The sequence below is a fragment of the Xanthomonas sp. DAR33341 genome (assembly GCF_003992815.1).
Classification (GTDB): Bacteria; Pseudomonadota; Gammaproteobacteria; order Xanthomonadales; family Xanthomonadaceae; genus Xanthomonas; species Xanthomonas cissicola.
The window spans coordinates 26,224-48,788 of record NZ_QEYV01000010.1 but is presented as its reverse complement, the minus strand read 5'-3'; the positions used below and the strand labels follow the sequence as shown (position 1 = coordinate 48,788).

Annotated in this window: 14 protein-coding genes and 1 other RNA gene; 1 reads left to right on the top strand and 14 read right to left on the bottom strand. The window is 62.6% G+C overall.

The annotated features are described in order from the left end of the window. Positions 1–6: 6 nt before the first annotated feature. The 11 genes from EO156_RS00690 to EO156_RS00640 all read right to left on the bottom strand — a co-directional run bounded on the left by EO156_RS00690 (position 7) and on the right by EO156_RS00640 (position 19,564). Positions 7–678, bottom strand: a complete 672-nt coding sequence (locus EO156_RS00690; protein ID WP_003488405.1) for a flagellar hook basal-body protein — start codon at positions 676–678, stop codon at positions 7–9. Next, a complete protein-coding gene (locus EO156_RS00685; protein WP_016849722.1) occupies positions 675–2,738 on the bottom strand; it encodes a flagellar biosynthesis protein FlhA in 2,064 nt (687 codons plus the stop codon). The genes EO156_RS00690 and EO156_RS00685 overlap by 4 nt, the downstream gene beginning before the upstream one ends. Continuing rightward, positions 2,735–3,808: an EscU/YscU/HrcU family type III secretion system export apparatus switch protein gene (locus EO156_RS00680; protein WP_016849723.1), complete on the bottom strand. Its 1,074-nt coding sequence runs from the start codon at positions 3,806–3,808 to the stop codon at positions 2,735–2,737. Before EO156_RS00680 ends, EO156_RS00685 begins: the two co-directional genes overlap by 4 nt. Beyond that, complete coding sequence (locus EO156_RS00675; protein ID WP_126936729.1) at positions 3,808–4,578, bottom strand: flagellar biosynthetic protein FliR; 771 nt, start codon at positions 4,576–4,578, stop codon at positions 3,808–3,810. Before EO156_RS00675 ends, EO156_RS00680 begins: the two co-directional genes overlap by 1 nt. A gap of 2 nt (positions 4,579–4,580) precedes the next feature. Next, the gene (locus EO156_RS00670) at positions 4,581–4,844 is read right to left on the bottom strand and encodes a flagellar biosynthetic protein FliQ (RefSeq protein WP_003488414.1); all 264 of its coding nucleotides are present in this window, start codon (positions 4,842–4,844) and stop codon (positions 4,581–4,583) included. Between the two features lie 10 nt (positions 4,845–4,854). Further along, on the bottom strand, positions 4,855–6,012 hold the full coding sequence (locus tag EO156_RS00665; RefSeq protein ID WP_226689971.1) for a tetratricopeptide repeat protein: 1,158 nt from the start codon (positions 6,010–6,012) through the stop codon (positions 4,855–4,857). A gap of 276 nt (positions 6,013–6,288) precedes the next feature. Next, entirely contained in the window at positions 6,289–6,615 is a 327-nt protein-coding gene (locus tag EO156_RS00660) for a LysM domain-containing protein (protein ID WP_020372329.1), read from the bottom strand. Continuing rightward, positions 6,567–17,129 (bottom strand): RHS repeat protein, encoded by a 10,563-nt coding sequence (locus EO156_RS00655; protein ID WP_164735850.1) that lies wholly within the window; start codon positions 17,127–17,129, stop codon positions 6,567–6,569. Before EO156_RS00655 ends, EO156_RS00660 begins: the two co-directional genes overlap by 49 nt. Positions 17,130–17,792: 663 nt before the next feature. Further along, positions 17,793–18,608: a glycosyltransferase family 9 protein gene (locus EO156_RS00650; protein ID WP_016849725.1), complete on the bottom strand. Its 816-nt coding sequence runs from the start codon at positions 18,606–18,608 to the stop codon at positions 17,793–17,795. A 6-nt stretch (positions 18,609–18,614) separates the two neighbouring features. Further along, positions 18,615–18,971 (bottom strand): hypothetical protein, encoded by a 357-nt coding sequence (locus EO156_RS00645; protein WP_016849726.1) that lies wholly within the window; start codon positions 18,969–18,971, stop codon positions 18,615–18,617. A gap of 35 nt (positions 18,972–19,006) precedes the next feature. Further along, the gene (locus tag EO156_RS00640; protein ID WP_003488521.1) at positions 19,007–19,564 is read right to left on the bottom strand and encodes a hypothetical protein; all 558 of its coding nucleotides are present in this window, start codon (positions 19,562–19,564) and stop codon (positions 19,007–19,009) included. A gap of 292 nt (positions 19,565–19,856) precedes the next feature. Between EO156_RS00640 and EO156_RS00635 the strand changes: the two genes are divergently transcribed. After that, positions 19,857–20,453: a diffusible signal factor-reguated Ax21 faimly virulence factor gene (locus EO156_RS00635; protein WP_003488520.1), complete on the top strand. Its 597-nt coding sequence runs from the start codon at positions 19,857–19,859 to the stop codon at positions 20,451–20,453. A gap of 317 nt (positions 20,454–20,770) precedes the next feature. Here EO156_RS00635 and EO156_RS00630 read toward each other — a convergent pair. The 3 genes from EO156_RS00630 to secB form a co-directional block, all read right to left on the bottom strand. Continuing rightward, positions 20,771–20,847: non-coding RNA, sX9 sRNA (locus EO156_RS00630), on the bottom strand. Positions 20,848–20,907: 60 nt separating this feature from the next. Next, positions 20,908–21,933 carry an NAD(P)H-dependent glycerol-3-phosphate dehydrogenase gene (locus tag EO156_RS00625; protein ID WP_003488517.1) on the bottom strand — a complete coding sequence of 342 codons (1,026 nt, stop codon included), beginning with the start codon at positions 21,931–21,933 and terminating at the stop codon, positions 20,908–20,910. Between the two features lie 15 nt (positions 21,934–21,948). Then, positions 21,949–22,461 carry a protein-export chaperone SecB gene (gene secB / locus EO156_RS00620; protein WP_003488515.1) on the bottom strand — a complete coding sequence of 171 codons (513 nt, stop codon included), beginning with the start codon at positions 22,459–22,461 and terminating at the stop codon, positions 21,949–21,951. Between the last annotated feature and the right edge of the window lie 104 nt (positions 22,462–22,565).

Here is a 22,565-nt window from a genome sequence, read left to right as displayed (position 1 = left end):
GTCCTATCAGTTGTCGCCAATACGGTTGATACCCGTATCCATCGCTCGGTCGTAGAGGGAAATCACGCGCTGTACCGATTCGGCGTGGCGCGAGAGTTCGATGAGCTGCAGTGTTTCGGCCGCCGCATCGACGTTGGATTGTTCGACGCTGCCCTGTTGGACGGTGCCGTTCCATGGTGCGGTCACGCCGTCATAGCGGTAGCCGCCGTCGCTGGGAATCAGGCGGCCCGGCTCGGCCACATCGACGATGCGCAGATGCGCCAGCAGCGCTTCGCCATCCCAGATGCCGCCCTGTTCGTCGACACGTATGTCGGACTGCGGCAGGGTCAGCATGCCGGCATCGGTCAGTACCGCGGCTCCTTCGCGGGTCTGCAAGCTGCCATCGGCGCCCCGCACGAAACTGCCCATGCGCAGCAACCGCTGCTGGCCGTCCTGCTGCGTCACGAAGAAGCCATTGCCGCGCAGCGCAAGATCCAGCCCGCGCCCGGTTTCACGCAAGGCGCCATCGCCCCGCTGCACGCTCATCGCCGTCGTCCCGCTGGCTGCGGAAAAATCACCACGGGCGCGTACGCTCTGGTAACCGGGCGTGTTGAGGTTGGCCACGTTCTGGCTGACCGCGGTCAAGGCGTCGATATCCGCATTCAAACTTCGGCTGATTGCCTGGATGGTGTCGCTCATGCTGCAACCTGCAAGGGTGTGCCCACTGCCGCGAACGAGCGGACCGGAGCAGTGGAAGGGATCTCATTGAGCGCCAGCACGGCAACATGCGGCAGTGAGCGTTGAATCAAGGCACGTAGCGGCCTGCGCAGCGGCGAAGGGCACAACAGCACCGGCAGGCGGTTCTGTCCCATCATCGCTTCTGCCTGTTTGGCAAGTTGGCGAATGAAACCATCGAGTTGCGCCATGTCGGTGAATAACGCGCTGCGGCCCTCGCCGCTGCGCTGCTGGCCCATCAACGTCCGTTCGATTCCCGGCTCCAGCGTCAACACATGCAGCTCGCCGCGTGCATCCTGGAAGCGCTGGCAAATGGTCGCACCCAGGCGCTCACGTACCCGCTCGGCCAGCTCGTCGGGCTGCTTCTGGTTGCGCCCGGCATCGAGCAGTACTTCGACGATGGCTTCCAGGTTGCGGATGCTCACCTGCTCGCGCAACAACAGCTGCAGCGTCTTCTGCACGTCGGAATACGTCAGCACATTGGGAACCAACTCGGCCACCAGCGGCGCGCGATGCTCGTCCAGGCGCGACAGCAGGCGTTCGGTCTCGCTGCGACTGAGCAGGTCCGGGCCATGCCGCTTGACCAACTCGTTGAGATGCGTAACCAGCACCGTGTCGGGCTCGACCAGCGTGTAGCCGCCTGCACGAGCCGCCTGACGCGCCTCCGGTGCGATCCACTGCGCAGGCAGACCGTATGCGGGATCGCGTGTTTCCAACCCTTCCAACTTGACGCGCGTGCCGCCTGGATTGATCGCCAGCAAGCGATCCGGATAAATCTCCCCCTGGCCGACACGGTTACCCTCCACCAGCAGCTCGTACTGGTTGCGCTCCAGTTCCGCACGCAAGGTGCTTTGTACCTTCGGGATCACAAATCCAAGCTCGCCGGCGACCTGCTTGCGCAGATTCACAATGCGTAGCGCGAAGTCGCCAGCCGGACCAAGCAGCAGATCATGCAATGCGGCACCCATGCGTATTTCGATAGGTTCCACCCGCATGGCCTGCTGCAGTTCTTCCTGCGCAGTCGGACCTTGCGATGCATCTTCAACACCCACGTCATCGTCGGGATAGCGTTTGATCAGGCTGTAGCGGATCAAGACCGCGACCCCAATCAACGCGGCGATCACCGGCAGCTTGGGAAAGCCGGGCAACGTCAGCATCAGCAAGAGCGCGGCCGCAACCACTGCAAGCGCACGTGGATTGGACAGAATCTGGCGCGGAATCTCCGCGCCCAGGCGCGCATCCGCTGCAGCGCGGGTAATGATGATGCCGGTCGCCACAGCGATCACCAACGATGGAATCTGGGTCACGATGCCGTCGCCGACGGTCAGCAACGTAAAACGTTGCACCGCCTCGGTCCACGGCATGCCCATCTGCGCGATGCCGATCGCCAGACCACCGATGATGTTGATCAACACGATGACGATGCCGGCGATCGCATCGCCCTTGACGAACTTGGTGGCACCGTCCATCGCACCGTAGAAGTTGGCTTCCTTCTCGATCTGCTTGCGCCGCCGACGTGCCTCGTGCTCGTCGATCAACCCCATGTTCATGTCGGCATCGATACTCATCTGCTTGCCGGGCATGCTGTCCAGCGTGAAACGCGCAGCCACTTCGGCCACACGTTGCGCGCCGGTGGTAACGACCACGTACTGCACCACCACCAGAATCAGGAATACCACGATACCGACCACGTAATTGCCGCGAATCACAAACGTACCGATCGCACCGATCACCCGGCCTGCATCGGCGCCATCCAGGATCAGGCGGGTTGCCGACACGTTCAACGCCAGCCGAAACATCGTCGCGATCAGCAACAGGGTCGGAAAGGTCGAAAAGTTCAGCGGCGATTCGGTAAAGAACGTCACCAGCAGTATCAGCAGCGCCAGGCTGATATTGATGATCAGCAGCAGATCCAGCAGCGCCGATGGCACCGGTACGAACAGCACCATCAAGATGCCGACGACCAGCCCTACCAAGGCCAGGTCGCGCTTGTCCTGCAGGAATGCCGCAAGAATCCCTTTCATGCGGCGAACCCGGCAGGTCGACTGGCGTAGAGCGTGCGATAGACCGGTGCCAAGGCGTCGAACAGATCTTCCGGCACCGGTGCGTCGATCGCGCAGTCGCGATACAGCGCACGCGCCAACGCCGGCATACGGACCACCGGCACGCCGGCACGCTGCGCGGCACGTCGCACGCGAGCCGCCAGCAAACCGCGCCCCTTGCTCAGCACGATCGGCGCACGCATGCTGCGCGGCCGGTACTGCACGGCCACGGCATAGTGGGTGGGATTGGTCAGGATGACATCGGCATCGGCCACACGCGGCAGCGAGCGCACCGTCTTGAGCAACTCACGGATCTGACGGCGCTGCTTGGATTTCACTTCCGGGTCGCCATCGCGCCGCTTGGCGTCGTCGCGGACTTCGCGCCGGCTCATGCGCATCTTCTTGCCATGGTCCTTGCGCATGAATGCCAGGTCCGCCACCGCAACCACCAGCAGCGCCAGCAAGACATAGACCGATGTCGTCCAGAAGCCCGAACGTAGTTGCTCGATCAGCAGCGCCGGTGGCGACAGCGCGATCTTGCCGACGAAATCCGCTGCGCGGCCTGCCGCGCTGTAGGCAAGTAGCCCTAGCAGGCACAGTTTGAGGATCAACTTGCCCAGCTCCCAAAGACCGCGCATCGACAGCAGCCGCTTGATCGCATTCATGGGATGCATGCGTTGCAGGCTTGGTGCAAGCGCATGCGTGCTGAAGATCGGCCCGGTCTGGCCGAGGTTGGCCAGCACCGCAACCACCAGCAACGCCAGGATCAGCGGGGTCATCGCCTGCAGCAGGCCGCTGTAGGTCTCGATCAACCAGGCCACCAGATCCGTGCCGATGCGTGGTTGCACTCCTGCCAGCTGCATGGTGTTGCGCGTGGCGTCGGCAAGCGCCACCGCAATGTCGCGCCCGGTCAACATAGTGACCACCACAAAAATCCCCAGCATCAGGACGGCGGTCAGGTCCGGACTCTTGGCGACTTCGCCTTTGCGGCGCGCTTCTTCCAACCGGGATTGGGTCGGCTGCTCGGTCTTGTCCTGGTCGGCGTCGGCCATCAGGGTGCTCCCAACATCTGCGGTGCCTGATTCAACGCAGTGCCGAACAGCCGGCCGATCAGGCCCGGCGCATAGGCCAACGTCAATGCCAGCAGGCCCAGCGCAACGGCAACCTTGAGTGGCAGCGCCAGAAAGTACACGTTGGCCTGCGGCATCGAACGCGACGCATAGCCCACCGCGACATCGACGAAGAACAGTCCCAGGACCACCGGCATCACCACCATCAGCGCGCCGACAAAGCTGCCTCCAAGCAATGCGAAGAACGCCTCCGCATCGATCGGCCGGCTCATACGTCCGAGCGGCAGCACTGTGGTGCTCGCAACCAGACCCTTGAACAGCAGCACGTGCAGATCCAGCGAGAAGAACAGCACGGTGGCCGCCAGCATCAGCCCGTGGCCCAGCAGCGATTCCTGCGTGTCGGCGCTTGCCGGGTTGAGCAGGGCGCCAGCGCCCAGACCTGCCTGCATGTCCAACAGCCAGCCGCTGGTGTGCAACGCGGCATTGGGAAGCATGAAGGCCAGACCGAAGATTCCGCCGATCATCAGCTCGCCAAGCGCGGCCACCAGCAGCGCCATCGGTTGCCCGATCGTCGGAGAGACGTAGCCATCGGGCAGCGACAGCAGCGTCAACCATGCGAACGCCAGCATCTTGGCGATGCGCACCAACATCGGCGCCCATGCCAGCGGCGACAGCCCGGGCAACACCATCACCGGCAGGTAGCGCAGCGATGCGTAGCCAAACAACAGAGCCAGACCGGTCAGTGCCTCCATCGTCAAAGCCCGGCCGCAAAGTCGAACATGCGCTTGGCCAGCTCCACGGCGGTCAAGAGCATCCAGCTTCCCAGCACCATGATCACCGCGCCCACTGCGATCAGCTTGGGGATGAAGGTCAGCGTCATTTCCTGGATCTGGGTGACGACCTGCAGCACCGAGATCACCAGCCCGACCACCAAGGTGATCAGCAGGATCGGTGCCGAGATCTTGGCCGAGGCGAGCAAGGTCTCTGCCAGCAGATGCATGGCGGTATCGGCGTCCACAAGCGGGCCTTCAATGCGCTGCTGCGGTGTTGGACGACAGCCGCGCACGCAGGCGTCGCGCCATCTCCGCCGGCGTGTGCGTGCCAAGCGCATGCGCACCCGCAAGTGCGCCCTCGCGCATCAAGGCTGCAAAGACAGCTTCCGACTGCGCCTGCTCGCCGTGGTCGGCAAGCGACAGCGACTGTGCGTAGCGACCACTGATACTGTTGGGATCGAGCTTCAGTGCACGCCGCAGATGCGCCTCGCCTTCTTCGCGCTGCCCATCCAGCAAGGCCACCACTGCCAGGCCACCGTGCGATTCGGCGAAGTTGCGATCCAGCGCGTAAGCGCGCCGGTAGCAGGCATCGGCAGCCAACCGCTCGCCATCGAGCAGATGCAGCCAACCCAATGCATGCCAGGTGCCGATGTGGTCCGGCATGGCCTGCGTTGCCTGCGTCAGCAATACCTTGGCCGGTGCCAAGGCGCCCTGCAGCATCTGCGCCTGCCCCAGACCGGACAGCGCACGGCCGGACATCGGAAAGCGCTCCAGCGCCCGCTCAAAATGCATCGCAGCCGCTGCGCCGTCTTGCGCGTATAGCGCCAGCGCACCGGCGGTCAGCAACGCTTCGTGCTGATCCGGAAACAGCGCAAGGCAGCGATGTGCCTGCTCTACGGCGCGTGTTGTATCGCCTACATCCAGCGCACACAGCGCACTCAACCCCAATGCGGTTGGATGCTGGGGCGTAAACGCCAGTGCCGCCGCCAGTGCCTCGTCGGCGGCTGCGTAATCGGTACGCATCAGGGCGATACGTGCGGACAGCAAAGCGAACTCCGCGCTGTCGCCATGGCGCGCACGTGCCTTTTCCAACGTGGCGGCAGCACCGTCCAGATTCTGCTGGCACAGCTGCGCAAAGGCGATGTCATGGTCCAGGGCAGGCGCGGCATGGCGTTCGGCCAGCGGCTGCAGGCGTGCTTGGGCCTCCGCATAGCGGCCAGCCAGCAGATCCAGTCGCGCAGCACGGAACTGCACGCCTGCAAGCAGCACCGTTTCGGTCGGCAACGCAGCGATTACCGCCTCTGCGCGCGCGGACTGACCGGTTTCGATCAGGGCATCGATCAGCTGGCAGGCGAGTTCCGGATTGGCGGGATCTTGCGTCCAATAGGCATCAAGTTTATCGACAGACGGCATCGCCACATCCATGAGACGCAAACCACCATGCCAGGCCAGGTGGCCTAGAGAACGATGGGTGAAACCTTGGTACGTTCTGGACCCGTCGGTGCAGCGCTCGTGCGTGGCTATCGATCCTGATAGTCACTATCCCCCGAAGCGAGCTCGCCGCATCCCCCTGTGATGACGGTGTGAACTTTACGGCCTCCCCCGGGAGGCATGTCAAGCGATGCCACACGTGTCCGCGAAAGATTTTTCCGAGGCTACTGCGACATTTCTAAAGGCTAGACCTATTGTTCAGGTCGCTTCCGGCTGATGTGGAACAGCGCAATGGGCCCCTACCTCACTGGCATTGAACGGCTTGAACGTCGTGGCGTCGTTGGTATTGGCCTTGACGTCGGGCACGTTCAACGTCGCACCGGCCACCAGGCCGCTGTCGTCGTCGATGGCGTTGGCTTCGGCCAGCACGTACCACAGGTTGCTGTTGCCGTAGAGGCGCTGCGCCAGCCCGCGCAGCGTGTCGCCGGCCTGCACCGTCACCTTGTAGGTACCGACGTCGGTACTGGCATAGGCGTTCATCTGCCCCAGCACTTCGGTCTTGCCGTCGAAACGGCCGGCGGCCACGTATTGCCCGTTGGCAAACGCATATGCTCGGTGCGCAGGCGCGCGGCATCGTCCTGCTCGAACACCCCGTTCTTGAAGGTGCCCTCGGTGCGGCGCAGGATGTTGCCCTCCGCGTCCATCGTGAAATACCGCAGCCGGTCGTCGACCTTGCCACCCGGCGTGTTCTCGCGCACCGACAGCAGCTTGCCCCAGGCATCGAAGGTGCTGGTGCTGTTGCTGGTCTTGAAGTCCTTGTGCGTGCTGGTGCCCACCACCTGTTGGGTGAGGTAGGTCTCGGCGCCCTGGTAGGTGTAGCGGTAGGTGTGGGTGTAGCCCTCCGGCGTGGTCATGCCACTGCCTTGCTCGTTGCGCACCAGTGAGTAGCGGTAGCCGCGCAGGCGGCCGGCCGCGTCGTAACCGGTGGCGGCGGTGCCGTCCTGGTAGTTGACCACGCTGAGCAGCTGCAGCCCTTCCAGCCCGTCGTCGGGCATCGGCAGCGGGTTGCCTTCTTCGTCCACCGGCTGATACACCCCGCCCATCGGGATGCCGTAGGCGGTCTGGCTGATCAGCCGGCCATCGGCGTCGTAGCTGCTGACATCGATGCGCTTGGCCGCGCCGTCGTCGGCGTACTGGCGACGCTCCAGCAGACGCCCGGCGCCGTCGTAGCGGCTGGTCTCCAGCAGGCGGGTGACGCCATCGGGCAAGGTCTGCACGATGCGCACCACACGGCCCTGGTCGTCGTAGAACAACTGCTGGCGCTTGAGCACCCCGTTGTCGTAGGACTGGCGCAAGGCGACGTTGCCATCCTTGTCGTAGCTCTGCAGCGAGCTGGTGTCGTCGTTGGCGATGACGATCTTGCCGGCCTGCAGCACGCCATTGCTGACCGTGGCGCGGTTTTCCTTGTCGTAGTCGAACCAGTACGCCTTGTCGACTGGCAGCTCCTTGATGCCCGGTTCGACCGGGGTATAGGTCCACTGGAAGTCGTCCACCCACAACGGATCGCCGCCGGCGCGCTTGAGCGCGCTGGCGCCGATGGTCATGAAGGCCGCACCCGGCGGGACCGTGGCGGTGACCGAGGATTTGTGCCAGGCACCGCCGGAGCCGCTGTCCACCACATTGCCCGACGACCACGACGAACCCAGGCCACCGGGCAGCATGTTGCCGTCGGCGTCGTACCACACGATCAGCACCTGCGCGGAAGCATCGCCGGCGCTGGAGGCACCCTGCTGCACCATCACGCTGGCCGTGACGCTCTTGCCCGGCACAACCGGCACGCGCTCCTGGTTGGTGATGCTCTTGGGGCCGCTGTTGGAACCGTTGAACTGGGCGCTGAAGGTGCCGGTGTAGGCATCGCCGTTCGGGCCTTCCCGACCGATCGTCCAGCCTTCGCCCAGGTCCCAATTGGTGCTGCCCTGCTCCATGCCGGCATTGAGCGGTGCCGGGTTGGGGGCCGGGCCGATTGTCCATTGGAAGTCGTCCATCCACAGCGAGTTGGAATTGACGCGCTTGTTGGCGCTGCCGCCAATGGACATGGAGACTGCACCCGGTGGCACGGTCGTGGTCAGCTCGGACTTGCCCCAGTTGCCATCACTCCCGCTGGTGACTAGGTTGCCGCCACTCCACGACTTACCCTCACCGCCTGGCAGCATATTGCCCGCAGCGTCGTACCAGATCACCAGCACGCGCGCCGACGCAGCACCCGCAGCGGAGGCGCCCTGCTGGACCATCGCGCTGGCGGTCATGGTCTGACCCGGAACGACGGAAACCCGCTTGTTGTTGGTGATGCTCTGCGGCCCCTTGTTGGAGCCCTTGAACTCGGCACCCCAGGTACCGGTGTTCGCAGCGCCGCCAGCGCCGCGCTGACTGATGACCCAGCCTTCGCCCGACGTCCAGCCGCGGTTGCCGTCCTCGAAGCTCGCATTGGACGGCTGCTCGCCTGCGGGATTGAACGCACTCCCCATCTCCACCAGCCGGCGATTGCCCACCGCATCGTAGGAATAGCGCACATCCAGCAGACGGCGCTGCGCCACCAGGTCGTCCTGGGTCACCCGCTCGATGCGGTTGTGCGCGTCGTAGCTGGTGCGCGTGGAGATGTGCAACAACTGGTTGTTGGCGTCGTAGCTGGTGGTTTCTTCCAGCGTGCGGTTGCCGTTGGCGTCGTATTCGTAGCGGGTGGTGTTGGTCCGCGGCGCCCAGGTCGACGGATCACGCGAAGCGCTCGGCTCTTCGATCCGCGTGACCAAACCGTCGGCGTTGTAGTAATAATTCCGCTGACTTTCGACATAGCTTGGCGCTGGTGGCTCTGCATCGCCGGGATCACCCGGCTCGCCGGGCTCTTGCTTCATCTGCGTAGCGCTTTCTGGTGCCCTGAAGAAATCTCCTCCTGACCGATCGCTGATGGAGACAGAGAGCAGCTGGCCCGAGTTCCCGCCATAGGTGTAGTCGTAATCCAGACCACTCAGGTCGTTGTGGTCGATGACCCGGTTGAAGGCGTCGTAGGCCCAGGTCTTTTCGTCGAAGAAGACCTGCTGGCCATCGCGATCGATCTTCCAGTCGCGCCCTTCCACTGCAGTGGCGTGGCGCGCACCCGCCAAGGCATTGCGCTCCAGGATCTTGTTGCCGCGTAAGTCATAGGCGTATTCCATGACCACGCCGGCGGCACTCTCCGAACGGATCATCCGACCCTGGCTGTCGTAGGAGGCCTTGGTCACTTTGCCATTGCTGTCGATGCTGACCAGGCGATTGCCGTCCTGGTCCAGCACATAGCGCTCCACTTCCTGCCAGCTGCGACTGCCATCGGCTTTATTGCCATTGTCGGCCCACACCGAGACCACGCGTCCCGCCGCATCTACCTGCTTGAAGGTCATGGTGCCGTCCGCGTCGGACGAGAGCGTCTGACGACCAAGCGCGTCGTAGCGGTAGCGCTTGATGCCACCGGTGGCGTCTTCCTCGCTCGTCATCCGGCCGCGGATGTCATAGGTGTAACGGCGGCCATTGCCGTTTGCATCGCGCGTTCCAACAAGCTGCCCCATGGCGTCGTAGAACCAGCGCAGCACTGGCCGCTCATAGGTCGTGACACCGGCTGCCGAGACCACTTTGACTTGTGGTGCCGTCTGGGAGATCAGCTGGTTGGCATCGTTGTAGGCGAACTCGGTTTCATTGCCCCTGGCATCGCTTACCCAGGTCTGGTTGCCCCAGCGGTCGTACGCGTGCTGCGTCACCGCATCAGCAGCATTGCCCTCCTGGCCGGACGCCATACGCGTGCGCCTGACCACTCGGCCAAGAAGATCGAGCTCAAGCGAATTCTGTACATACCAGCCATTCCAGGACTCACCGTTGGAGCCACCAACCTGATGCGACTCGGAGATCTGACGGTTGCCAGCGTCGTACGTAAAGCGTCGCTCCACGCCGTCGGCATTGGTCCAAACGACATTCCCACGATCGTCATACTGATAGCGGATCGTCTGGTCCACTTCCGCACCGGCGGTATGCATGTCCTTGACAGCAATCTCGCCGAACGCGTTGTACTCCACGCGCTCACTGGCCTCGACGACCTCGCCCAAACTCTGGTTACTGGCGAAGCTCTCGCGGAACGACTGCTTGCCGAGCTGGCGCCCGATGTTGTCGTAGCTATAACGCGTACTGAGCCACGCCCAGTCGCCCAACTCGGCCGCCGCTTTCCAGGTGTAATTGAACCTGCCGCTCTCAGATTGCGAGAACGTCGCATAGCTGACCTTGCGCCGTTCTTCCAACACACGGTCGGCGGCATCGAACGTTCGCGTCAACTCATTGCCCAGCACATCGCGCTGCCAGACATTGCGTCCCTGCCAGTCGTAACGGAACGTCTGGGTGACCCAACCCGCGCCCTCGGCACCATTGGATTGCTCGACCAGGTTGCCGAATGCGTCGTAGCGCATCGTCGTGGTCGGAAGCACGTCCTGGTACAGCTTCGTATCGTCGATTCCGGAAACTCCCCCGCCCGCCAGCAATCCGGGCGCAGCGGCACTGACAGCGCCGCGCGTCGCCTCCCGCGTCAACACCATTCGACCTAGCGCGTCGTAGGCCATATTGACGATCTGGTCCTTGATGCGCGACTGCGTGAGGCGACCCTCGCTGTCGTAGGCATAGGTATTGACCAGAGGGCCAACACTTTCGTTACCGAATTTGTCCTGGGCACGACGGGTCACTGTTTCCGATATCTTGCGTCCCAAGGCGTCGTACGCATACGTGGTGCTGCGGTCGCGTTCGGATGGGGGAATACCAGGCAAATTTTCCGCGTCACCTTCGAGGAGCGGGTTAGCATATTCAGTCTGTTTGGAAAGTTGGCCGGTGGCTGTGTATTCGTAGGTGGTGACATAGCCCTCCGGATCGGTCCGCCGGATTTCGCGACCATTGGCGTCGTACGCGTGGTACGTCATCGCGTACGTGCCGTATCCGAGATCGGTATAGGTTTCCCAATGATCCCGGTCAAGCAGAACCGCTTCTTTCCTCACATTTCCAAAGGCATCGTAGTAGAACGTCGTGCGCGAGGTCGCGTTCCAGTCCAGGTCCTGCTCGACTGGCTCCTGGCCCCAGTATGTGGCTTGCATCTCGTCGGACGCTCTTGCCAACGTTGGCACCGTCAGAGGCGGCATCGTACCGACACTCGACTTGCGGCCCGCACGATCATAGAACGTATAAACCGTTCGATCTTCAGTCGAGTCCATCCACTGCAGGTAGCGATCGATCGTTTCCGGATTCTCAGCGGGGCCATCGGTGGAGATATCCGCCTTGTAGACGTGTCGCGTCAGCCGGGACTGTTCGCCGAACGCGTTATACCCGTAACTAGTCACATAACCTTCGGCGTCCACGTCATAGGCCAGCCTTCCTTCAGGGTCGTAGGCCTTGTAGCTGTACCTGCCGCGCACATCTTTCTGCATGACCGCATTACCGAACGCGTCATAGGTGACTTCGATGGTCGCGCGCTCACCAGATGCGACCAGCTGACCCGCGGCATCCAGACGACCGGCATCGGGAAAGATGGTACGGATCTGATTACCACGGCTGTCGTATTCGTAGTTGGTGACACGAGGACGGCCACCGTCGGCATCCTCGATCATCGAGGTGACATTGCCCTGCCCGTCGTAGGTGTAGCGCGTGACGATGCTACGCTGCGTGCTGGTCACAACGCCCGAGGCATCGGCCGCTGCGACCGTAACGGCTGGGCTGAACTGCGCGGTTTTATTCCCTGCAGCGTCGTAAGTGTAATTCCAGACTGCACCATTGCGGTCCTGGTGACGAATCACACGTCCCGCACCGTCGTAACCAAAGAACTCGACCTTGCCCAAACGATCTGTCTGGGAGATCACACGGCCAGCGCCATCGTAGCGGAACAAGCCGCCCTGGTAATTCGTGTCGGTGGAGGCCCCGGCCTCGACCTCGGCCAGGGTAGCCGGTAAGTTGGTCAGCAGCGTGCCGTAGCTGCGTTTGTCGACAACCCGGCCCATCGCATCGTACTTCTGCTCTGTAACTGCCCCGCTCGCGTCGATCGCGAAGCGCTGCCGGCCCGCCGCGTCGTAGTAATAGTTACGCGTACGGATCAGGCTTTGCCTGCTTTCGTTCTGGCCGAGCTCAGCCAACTCGCTCTCCAGCCGCTGCCCGACATCGATCCATGAATTCCCGAGAATCGGCTTGCCGCCATCGCCCGGCACTCGGATGCCCAGCCCATACATCGTTTCTGACGACAGCTCGCCTGCTGCCGTGTACACATATCGCTTCACCGATAGCTTGCCGCTATCCCGATAACCGAGGCGATACTCGTTGATTGTTTGCAGCTCGTAGATGACCCGGCCTGCACTATCGCGGATGTAGCCGACTTCGCGATAATCATAATCCTGGTCATTCGCCAGACCGAGCGTCGACTCCGTATATTCACCACTTGTATCGTCCGCCTCATACTCACCGCGGTCGAGCCGGTCGCGTACGATTTGATCGATACCTTGGCTCGCGTACTGATCGAGATCTATTCTCTGGGAGTAGTCTCTACGACCCGAGAGTAGTCCGGATCGATTATAGAAAAATTCCGTGACCGCACCGGAACCATCCACAGTCGCTGCGATGGCCCCACTGGCATAGTACGCTTTCCACTCGATTGCATCGCGAACGTCAAGCTCCAACTCGACGCTGCCCATACTTGAATCACCGCGCTCGAAGGCCAGTCTCTTGGTGTTATCGAGTGCAATTGGCCATATATGCCGCGTCGTCTTGACTTGGCGCCCCTTGGCATCGTAAGCGTAGGACACCGTCGCACCCGTGCCGTCGATCGTGCGCGCCACCTGGCCGTCGGCATTGAAAACAACGTACTGTTGCTGGTCGCGCGCATCATTACGTATGACCAAGGCCTGCACTTGTACGCTTGTTGCCTGAAGCGCGGTGTTGCTTAGCGCGACTGGCTCAACGTACGTTCTCGTCGCCACGACGCGGCCCGCCGCATCGTAATGATGTTCGGTGACAGCGCCGATTCCGTCGATCTGGAACCTTAGACGATTGGCATCGTCATAGATGTAACGCGTCAGACTGCCGCTGGCATCCTGACGCGCAACCAGATTGCTATTGGCATCGTAGGTATAGGTTGTCGTCAACGCGAGCTTGGTCGGGTCAACGACCTCTCTGACACGCCTGCCGGCGGTGTCGTAGGTGTAAAGGGTGGTCCGCGCGGCGGTCGTGCCTGCGGCCTCGACGACGGAGATCTGCCGGCCGAGTTCGTCCCAGGCGTAGGTGGTCTTGATTGCAAGCCCGCCCGGATCGACGATCGATTCCAGCAGCTGGCCTGACAGGTCGTAGCGGAAGTCGGTAATCGTCCCTCTCGCATCCACCACGCGAAGCTGGCGCCCGAGCGCATCATATGTGTAACGGGTGGAAGGGCTGCTCGGCAGAATTTCGACAGAACCCGTGTCCGGGTTGTAGCCCCAGTTCGGCTCGATGCTCGCGATCTGCCTTCCAGCGTCGTCGTACGTATAGACAAAGCGCGGGCCCGTTTCATCGGTAGAAGCGAGCCTGCCGGCATCGTCATACTCACGATTCTTGCTGATTGCTCCATCCTTCCAGGACACCAGCCTCCCGTTCGCGTCATAGTCGTAATTCGCCGGCTTGGTACCCTCCACCTGCCGCAGTTCGCCAAACTTGGTGTAATGCGATCGGGTGACCACACCCAATGCGGATGTCATCTTTACTTCCAGCGCTGCATCGTCGTAGCTGAAGCGTACGGTGTTGCCGGTTGCGTCGGTAATTTCCAATGCACGCGCAAACGCGTCATAGCGTGTGGTCGTAGTTTCATCGCGCCCCTCTACCTGACGCGATGTCCGGATGAGTCTGCCGTTACTGTCGTATGCGAAGCTACTGATGCCACCACGTGCGTCGGTCTGGCTGACGGCGCGTCCAAAGGCGTCGTAGCGAACGCTTTGCGTCAAGTTGAGCCGTCGCGTCCCAGCGTCCTGCACAGTCTGCAGCTGCAGACCGCGACGATCATAGCTATAGGTCGTGACAATGCCACGTGGTGTGCCGGCTGCGCGCTCAATCCGCTCCAGTTGACCAAACACGTTGTAAGTCTGCAGCGTGCGTACACCGAGTGTGTCGGTCGCCGTGATGACCTGACCGTTTGCGTTGTAAGTAAACTGTTGACGCGCGTCGTTTGCAGCTGTGAAAGATAAGGTAGTGAGTGCATCCAGGAGGCTCTGGCGGCTGTCCGGCACCGCCAGCTGCAGACGACCGACGTAACGAATCTGCTCGGTCTGGTCGCCAAAGGCGTTGTAACGCCATTCGGTGACTTCGGCTTGTGCGTTCTTGACGCCTTCCGCACTGGACATGCCCTGCGCGGTGTAGCGCAGGCGCCCTTCGGCATCATGGACAAACCATGTGGCGACCCCGCTTGGATTGGTGCTACGGATCATGCGACCCAGCGCATCGTACTGATAATGCGTTGCGTAACGGGCGATCAGCTCCTGACGCTCCTGATCCGACTGCGCCTGGAGTAATTTTTCCGAGCCGACACCATCCAGCTCGGCGACAAGCTCGCCGAAAGCGTTGTAGAAACGGTTAGCTTCCCGCGTGTTGACCGCTTCCCAGCCCCACTGGTCTAGATGCCGGTCTTCACTGATAGTGTGTGCCAGACGGCCCGCCGCGTCATACGCGTAACGCGTCACCAGGCCACTTGTGGAAATCTCGGTTTCCAGCTGACCCAGTCCATTGAACTGACGGCGTTGCTGCCGATAGGCACTTTCATCGGTCACCGCAGCAAGCTGCTGGCGAATGCTCGCCCAGTCGCCTTCGCGCGCCGATGCAGCAACTTGCTTGTAGTACGACAGGGTGGCACGGCTGTTGTCATCCTCGTCGAACACGTATTCGGTGACGTAGCCTTCCGGATCGAGCTGGCCGACCAGATTGCCACGCCGGTCGTAGAACAGACGGGTGGTCTGGTCCCCGTCTGCGGCGGCTGGACGTAGTTGCTGCAGCGTGCCGGCGGCCCGCAGGGTGGACGTGGTTGCGGTGGCGTAGGCCGTGGTACGGATCAGCCGCCCGGCCTTGTCGTAGCCTCGCTCGACGAGAAAGCCTTCTGCATCCAACGTCGCCGTCAGCAAGCCCGAAGCATCGTAGAAATTGCGCGTGACCCGCGCGGTGGCCCCCGTCCCGATACTGGCGGTAACCAGGCGTCCCGCGCCATCGTGGGTGTAGCGGGTGACCAAACCCACTGCACTGGTTTCGGTGAGCACGCGGCCAGCGTCGTCGTAGCTGCGCCGGGTAACGCGGTCGTTGGCGCTATCAAGCTGCAAACCAATCTGAGAGACCAGCGTCGGGACCACCTGGCCGTCGACGAGCCAACTGGAGGTCGTGACGCGATTGGCGTACGTCGTGGTGGCGACCACCCGGTCTGCGCCATCGTAGCTGTAGCCGATGACGGTACCCGTGGCATCGACCTGCGCCGCCAGCCGGCCCTTTTCGTCGTAGAACTGATAGACGCGCCCGCCCAGGGCATCTTCGGATGCGCGCAACAAGCCGGCGGCGTCATAGATGTAGCGTTGCGTACGCGCGGCGCCGATGGCAGACGGATCTTCCAACGCTGTCGTCGTCGTTCGTCCTGCGCTGTCGCGCACCTGGATCTGCGTCGCCCCTGCCGTCTGTGCGATTGCGATGCGTCCCACGCTGTCCAGGTACTGATACGTGGTCGTGCGCATTGGCGGCGGAGTAACCGGGTCGACGGGCGGCTCTGTCGGATCCGTTGGATCAACAGGCACTACCGGGGCAGTAGATCCAATGCCAGTCCCGGGACTGTGCACGATACCCAGCAGGCGACCCATGCCATCGTAGGAGTAATCCACGATCTCGCTCAGCACCGGCGCGTCGACGGTGCCGCGCACGGTGGCCTTGCGCAGCAATAAGCCTTGGCCGTCATAGGTCGACAGTGTGGTGAGCGTGGCTTGATCGCGTACACCCGCACCGTTGGCGTCCACTTGCGCATAGGCAACCGTCAGTGCCAGACGCCCATTCGGGTCGTAGCTGTATTCGACCAGCGAGGTGTCTGCCAGCAACGGCGCAGCCCAGGCCTGCAAGGCTGCTTCGGTGTAGGTCGTGCCGGCGTAGCTTGCAGCGGCAAAACTACGCGTGCTTGCCAGCTGGCCGATGCCTGTGCCGCTGCTCGCGTACTCCAATGCGCTCACGCGACCTTCGGCATCGACGACATAGCGCAGTCGATCCTGGCTGTCGTAGACGTAACGCGTGCGTAGCGCACCTGCGACCGGGGGCTCTGCGGTACTGAAGTTGGTGGTACCGGCAAGATAGCGGGTTTCGGAAAGCAGCTGGTTCTGCGCCGAGTAGGCGCGAACGGTGACCTCGCCGGCCTTGTTTGTCTCGCGCAGCAGGTTGCCGCTGGCATCGTAGATGTAAGTGACCTGAGTGAGCACGGCACTGCCGCGTGCCTGCCTGGTTGAGAGCAGGTTGCCTGCCGCGTCATAGGTGTAGCTGGTGACGTCGCGCTGGCCGCTCACCGGCGGGGCGAGGACTTCCAGCAGTTGGCCGGAAACGTCGAAGCGATAGCTCCAGGTACGCCCGGCGGCATCGGTGATATCGGTCTGACGCTGATCGCTGGCATACGCCAGGGTGTACGCCTGCGCTTGCGCGCCTTCGCCATAGGCGACGCTGGCCAAACGGCCATCGCCTTGGTAGGTGTAACGGGTAACTACGCCATCGCTCTGGCGTACCGATGCAATCCTGAGGCTGGTCGCATCGACATAGCTGTACTCGGTACGGAACAGGTGGCCATCGTTGGACGCGCGGTCGTCTGTGTTCCAGAGGTTGTCGCTATCGTCCTGCGGCGTCAGATCCGTTACCACGGCGGTCAGACGGCCCTGGGCGTCGTACTCGTAGGCGATCTGGTGCTCGATCACGCCCGTCTGGCGCGTGCCCACCGATGCAAGACGGCCCTGTGCATCGTAAGAGAAGACGAGTGCATCGCTGCCGCTGGTTCCATCGGCCTGCACAACCGCGCCGATGCGGCCATCCACGTCGTACACCACATCGAAGGCTGCGGAGGCGCCTCCATCGGTGGTTCCGGCGATGATGCGCAGCAGCCGCCCCTGCGCGAGCGCATCGGCATGATCGGCGAAGATTTCCTGGCGGCGCGTACTGCCCTCGGTCAGCGTCCAGCTCTTGGACTCGGCATCCCAGGAGAGCGTGTCGTGCGCGCCGGCGCCGGCGGTAGACATGTATTTGCGTGTGGTCGTGTCGTACTGGAACTCGGTGCTGCTGCCGTCGCCTTGTTGCAGGCGTGCGCGCGAACCGGAGGTATTGAGCGTGCCGACCAGACTGACCTTGCGCTCGAATCCGGTCAGCCAGCCGTCTGCACCGACGTCGGAGAGCTGCCCCAGGCTGTTGTAGGTGCGGTTTAATCCGACCGACAGACCACGGAAGTTCAAGTGCTCGTCGACGGCCTGCAACACCAGATTGCCTTGAGCCACGTTGACATATTGCCGGTCACGTCCTTGACCCAGCGAGGCGGTACCACCGGTCGTCGCCCCGAGGGCAGCCAGGGAGCTATCGAACAGTCCCAGTCCATTGCCCGTAAACACTGCCACCATGCCCCTGCTCCTCTGGATTGTCGTGGTCGGCGTTTTGCCGCCGTTACCTCCCTACAATCCCGGGTCGCAGAAATTAGTTTAGGCCTGGCGTTACGCGCTCCTGCCGCCGTACGAGGCTGTGCCGGCAGGCGCCGCCCAACGCTCGAAGGACGCCACGACCGCGTCGAACGAAACCGCGGCCATCCCGTCGGCTTCTACGCACAAGCTATTGTCCCAGTAGGGGCCGGCCTCGCTGAGCCGGGTGCGTCCGTGCAACCCAATGACTGGGATGTTCATCGCATCGCAGAAGTACAGCGGAGCGCTATCCACCGTCACCACCAGACTGGCGCGCCGCAATAGCGCCGGCCAGTTTTCCGGCGTATCCATGCCCACCAGGTTGAGATGCGTATCGCAGGCGACGTACTCGGCCAGCGCCTGAGACTGTGGCGGGCCGACCATCGCGACCAGAAATCCTCTATCAGCCGCATGCTGTGCAAATGCATGCCAGCGATCGGGCTCCCACCGCTTTGGAGCAAAGTCGGCCCAGGGGCTCAATACGACCCATGGCCCTCCCGGCAACAGGTGCGATACCCATGGTCCGTCGTCGGTCGGGATGTCCATCCTGACCGCCCGCGCATCCTGCAGGCTTTGCAGCCAGACATCGATGGGATGCATGTTTGCGCGCCAGTGCGGCCGGAGCACACGCCCACCCTCGATGTGGAAGCGGAAGTGGATCGGCAGTCGTCGTAGCGAGCGGTAATAGTTCGGCCGCAGACCTACTACCGCCACCGGGCCGTGCTGGAGCGCAGCGCCAATCGCCGGAAGCGCCATCACCAGATCGCCGGTATGCGCGCCTTCCATCGGAAACACGACGCCATCCGGCGACCAGGCAGAGGGGATCAGGCTGGAAACTGCATTCTTGCCCACGTTTCGCTACGCCTTGCGCTGCAGTGAACGCACCAAGCCGGCGAAGGCATGCCCCTCAGGATCGGTCGCATCGAGCTGCGCCTCAATCCGCCGCATGATCGATGTCCACTCGGAATGCTCACGGAATGCCTGGCCGAACTCCCAAAGCAGCACTTGTCGAATCAACAGCGGCCGAGCGCGGCGCACTGCAGGCAAATCGTCACTGGGCAACTCGCGAACGAGCTCCATCAACTGACGTTCCAGCTGTGCAGTCGACTTTGCCTGTTTGACCACTGACGCCGCTTCGGCCTTGCGGTTGGTCGATGACGCTGGCGCGACTTGACCCCGGCCTCGCACTGTCTCGCCACGGATCGCCGCGATCAAGGCAGCAGTCGGAGAGAGCCGGCCCAATTCCATACTCAGTTGTAACGGCTGTAGTTCGACAGCAGCATCGATGCACCGGGCAATGTGTCGGCAGCGTCGGGCTGTCTTGTCTGTGCTGTCGCTTCACCGTCTGACAGCGTGCGCACGAGCCGCTGCATATCTGCCTGCAGTGCGGCGACGGGCTGCGCCTGCGCCAACCCCATCTGCAGCTGCGAAATGGCAAGCTCGGTGTGATCGTTTGCGATCGAGATCAAGGCACTGGCGTAAACACTGATCGCTCCATCGATTGATTCGGACAATGGCGTCAACATCTGAATCGCGTCGTTATTGCGTGCGGTGACCAGGAGCAACTGGCCGAGCTGGAAGCGCGCCATGACAAACCCCGGTGACAACTGCAATGCCGTTCTGAATTCCTGCTCGGCAACACCAAGCGCTCCAAGCTGCGCCTGCTGTGCGGCCAGTAGATAGTGAGCTTGTGCGCACTTGGGATCTTGCTCAAGCAGCGTGCCAAGTAGCGCAAGCGACTCTGCGTCGTTCGCATCCAGCATGGCCTGCGTTGCACTCGCAAGAAGTTCGTCTGTGCTCTGTGTCATGTGGTCTCACAATCGGAATGTGGGCATCTCATCTGTCTATCCCCTCCCAGCGCAAATAGTTTAGCGACCGGTCGCACAATCGCCAGGGATAACGGCGATCACAGTTCGGGGTCACCCGAGGCGTATCGCGCTAATCCGCAAAAAGCGCAGCTGAACCGGGCGCGATGATTCATCAACTGGTCAGTCCAAAATTCATGTCGCGTTCCATCGAATAACGGAGAATTTACATCTCGGCAGCGAACGGCATTCGCCTCAGCGCCGGTCCAATCAAATAAGTACAGGTATCCCGATCATGAAGACTTCTTTGCTGGCCCTCGGCCTTCTCGCAGCTCTGCCGTTTGCGGCTTCGGCTGCTGAAAACCTCTCCTACAACTTCGTCGAAGGCGATTACGTGCGCACGCCGACCGAAGGTCGCGATGCGGATGGCTGGGGCGTGAAGGCCTCTTACGCCATCGCTCCGAACTTCCACGTGTTCGGCGATTACTCCAAGCAGAACGCTGACGACAACAACAACGTGTTCGAGAACACCGACTCGGACTTCCAGCAGTGGGGGGTCGGCGTGGGCTTCAACCACGAAATCGCCACGAGCACCGACTTCGTTGCGCGCGTTGCCTACCGCAAGCTGGACCTGGACACCCCGAACATCAACTTCGACGGCTACAGCGTTGAAGCCGGTCTGCGTAACGCCTTCGGCGAGCACTTCGAAGTCTATGCACTGGCTGGCTACGAAGACTTCTCCAAGAAGCGTGGCATCGACATCGGCGACAACTTCTACGGCCGTCTTGGCGCCCAGGTGAAGTTGAACCAGAACTGGGGCATCAACGGCGACATCCGTATGGATGGCGACGGCAACAAGGAATGGTCGGTCGGCCCGCGCTTCAGCTGGTAAGCCGCACGTTTGACTGCAACGCGATCTCTCTCCCGCGTTGCACTGGAAGCCCGGTCCCCCGACCGGGCTTCTTTATTTTGGCGGTTTGCACACGCACGTCGCGATACGCATCGCTTCGCACAGGGAAACTCGCCAACGATGCGCCTGCGCCACGAGGGTTGGCCATGCGCGCGTTGGGCGCCCCTACATACCTGACGTCTGATCCGCCAAAGCCCTGCTTGCGCCGCGGCACGCGGCCAAACAAAAACGCCCGGTCGTGCCGGGCGTTGTGTTGTGCATCTTCGCAATAGACGCCGAAACGCTACCGGTCTTGGAGCGGCGAACAAAACGTAGCGAGCGATCATCCAGTGGGTGTGGACGGTGCGCGCGGAACCACAACGAAAGAGTGGTACGCGAGATTCCGAGCACCGGCCACGCAGGCCTGGTGGTGAGCGCAGCGTTTTGTCAGCTGTTCTCAGGTGAACAAGGTCTGCGGGTACTCTGGCTTGCGCTCGCGTGCCAGCAATTCCTTCAAGCCTGCTTCCGGGGTGATTTCGCCGTGCAATACCGCACGCACGGCATTGGAGATCGGCAGTTCGATGCCGTGGTGTTCGGCCTGACGCATGACCTCATCGGCCGTCTGCACCGATTCGACCACCTGACCGATCTCGCGGATCGCCTCGTCCAAGCTCTGCCCGCGCCCCAAGGCCAGACCCAGGCGACGGTTGCGCGACAGATCGCCGGTGCAGGTGAGCACCAGATCGCCCAACCCGGCCAGGCCCATCAAGGTCTCCGGACGAGCGCCGATCACCGCCGCCAGACGCAGCATCTCGTTCAAGCCACGTGTGATCAAACCGGCACGTGCATTGAGACCAAGCTGCATGCCATCGGCCACGCCGGTGGCCACCGCCAGCACGTTTTTCATCGCCCCGCCGAGCTCGGCGCCCACCATGTCGTCGCCGGTGTAGGCGCGGAAAGTGGGGCCATGCATCGCATCGGCCACCACTTGCGCAAACGCCGCATCGTCGCCGTGCACGGTGATGGCGGTCGGCAGGCCGAGCGTGACTTCCTTGGCGAAGGAAGGTCCGGTCACCACGGCCAGCGGAACGCTGGGGCCGAGGATGTCACGCGCCACTTCATGCAGAAACCGCCCGGAACCGGGTTCGAAGCCTTTGGTCGCCCACGCAACGCCGGCACCGGGCGGGCGCAGCGGTGCGATCAGCCGGATCGTCTCGGTGAACGCATGCGAGGGCACCACCACCAGGATCCAGGTGGCGTCAGCGACCGCCGCCTGCAGGTCGGTGGTGGCACGCAGGCTGTCGGGCAGTGCAATGCCCGGCAGATAGCGCGCGTTCTCGTGGGTGCGGTCGATGGTATCCACCATCGCCGCGTCGCGCCCCCAGAGCACGGTCGGGTGACCATGCCTGGCGAGCAGCGCGGCCAGGGCCGTGCCCCAGGAACCGGCGCCGAGAACGGCGATCTTGTGGGTCAAATCGCTCATCGGCGCAATCAACGCTCAGGCGTTGCCAGCCGGCTCGGAATCGGCCAGCGAGGTCCCTTCGTTCTGACGCTGACGCAGGGTTTCCGCATACAGGGCTTCGAAATTGATCGGCTGCAGGTAGAACGGCGGGAAGCCGCCGGCCTGGATCAGGTCGCTGACCAGGGTGCGCACGTACGGGAACAGGATGTTCGGGCACTGGGTGCCGAGCAGCACGTCGATCGCCTGCGGGTCCAGGCCGACCAGGCCGAACACGCCGGCTTGCTGCACTTCGGCCACATAGGCCGTCTTGCCACCGGCGGTGCAGGTCAGGGTCACGGCCAACACCACTTCGAAGGCATTGTCGTTGAGGCGCTGAACCTTCTGGTTGAGGTTCAGCTGCAGCTCGGGCTGGTTGGCGTCATTGAAGACGGCCGGTGCGTTCGGAGATTCGAAGGACACGTCCTTGACGTAAATCTTTTCGATGGTGAAGGCGGGACCAGCAGCGGCGTCGGCCGGCGCAGCGGCGCCGTTGAGGATTTCGTCGGACATTCCTAACTCCAGAAACGGTTCGGTGGATGCAGCGTTGAGTGATGCGAACGTGAAAGCGCGAGTCTCTCACGCCAGCAATGGGGGCGTGCCGGGTGCCGCACAAG

Coding starts and splice junctions, on each gene's coding strand:
- EO156_RS00690 (WP_003488405.1), bottom strand. CDS start 678: ATGAGCGACACCATCCAGGCAATCAGCCGAAGTTTGAATGCGGATATC.
- EO156_RS00685 (WP_016849722.1), bottom strand. CDS start 2,738: ATGAAAGGGATTCTTGCGGCATTCCTGCAGGACAAGCGCGACCTGGCC.
- EO156_RS00680 (WP_016849723.1), bottom strand. CDS start 3,808: ATGGCCGACGCCGACCAGGACAAGACCGAGCAGCCGACCCAATCCCGG.
- EO156_RS00675 (WP_126936729.1), bottom strand. CDS start 4,578: ATGGAGGCACTGACCGGTCTGGCTCTGTTGTTTGGCTACGCATCGCTG.
- EO156_RS00665 (WP_226689971.1), bottom strand. CDS start 6,012: ATGCCGTCTGTCGATAAACTTGATGCCTATTGGACGCAAGATCCCGCC.
- EO156_RS00640 (WP_003488521.1), bottom strand. CDS start 19,564: ATGACACAGAGCACAGACGAACTTCTTGCGAGTGCAACGCAGGCCATG.
- EO156_RS00635 (WP_003488520.1), top strand. CDS start 19,857: ATGAAGACTTCTTTGCTGGCCCTCGGCCTTCTCGCAGCTCTGCCGTTT.
- EO156_RS00625 (WP_003488517.1), bottom strand. CDS start 21,933: ATGAGCGATTTGACCCACAAGATCGCCGTTCTCGGCGCCGGTTCCTGG.
- secB (WP_003488515.1), bottom strand. CDS start 22,461: ATGTCCGACGAAATCCTCAACGGCGCCGCTGCGCCGGCCGACGCCGCT.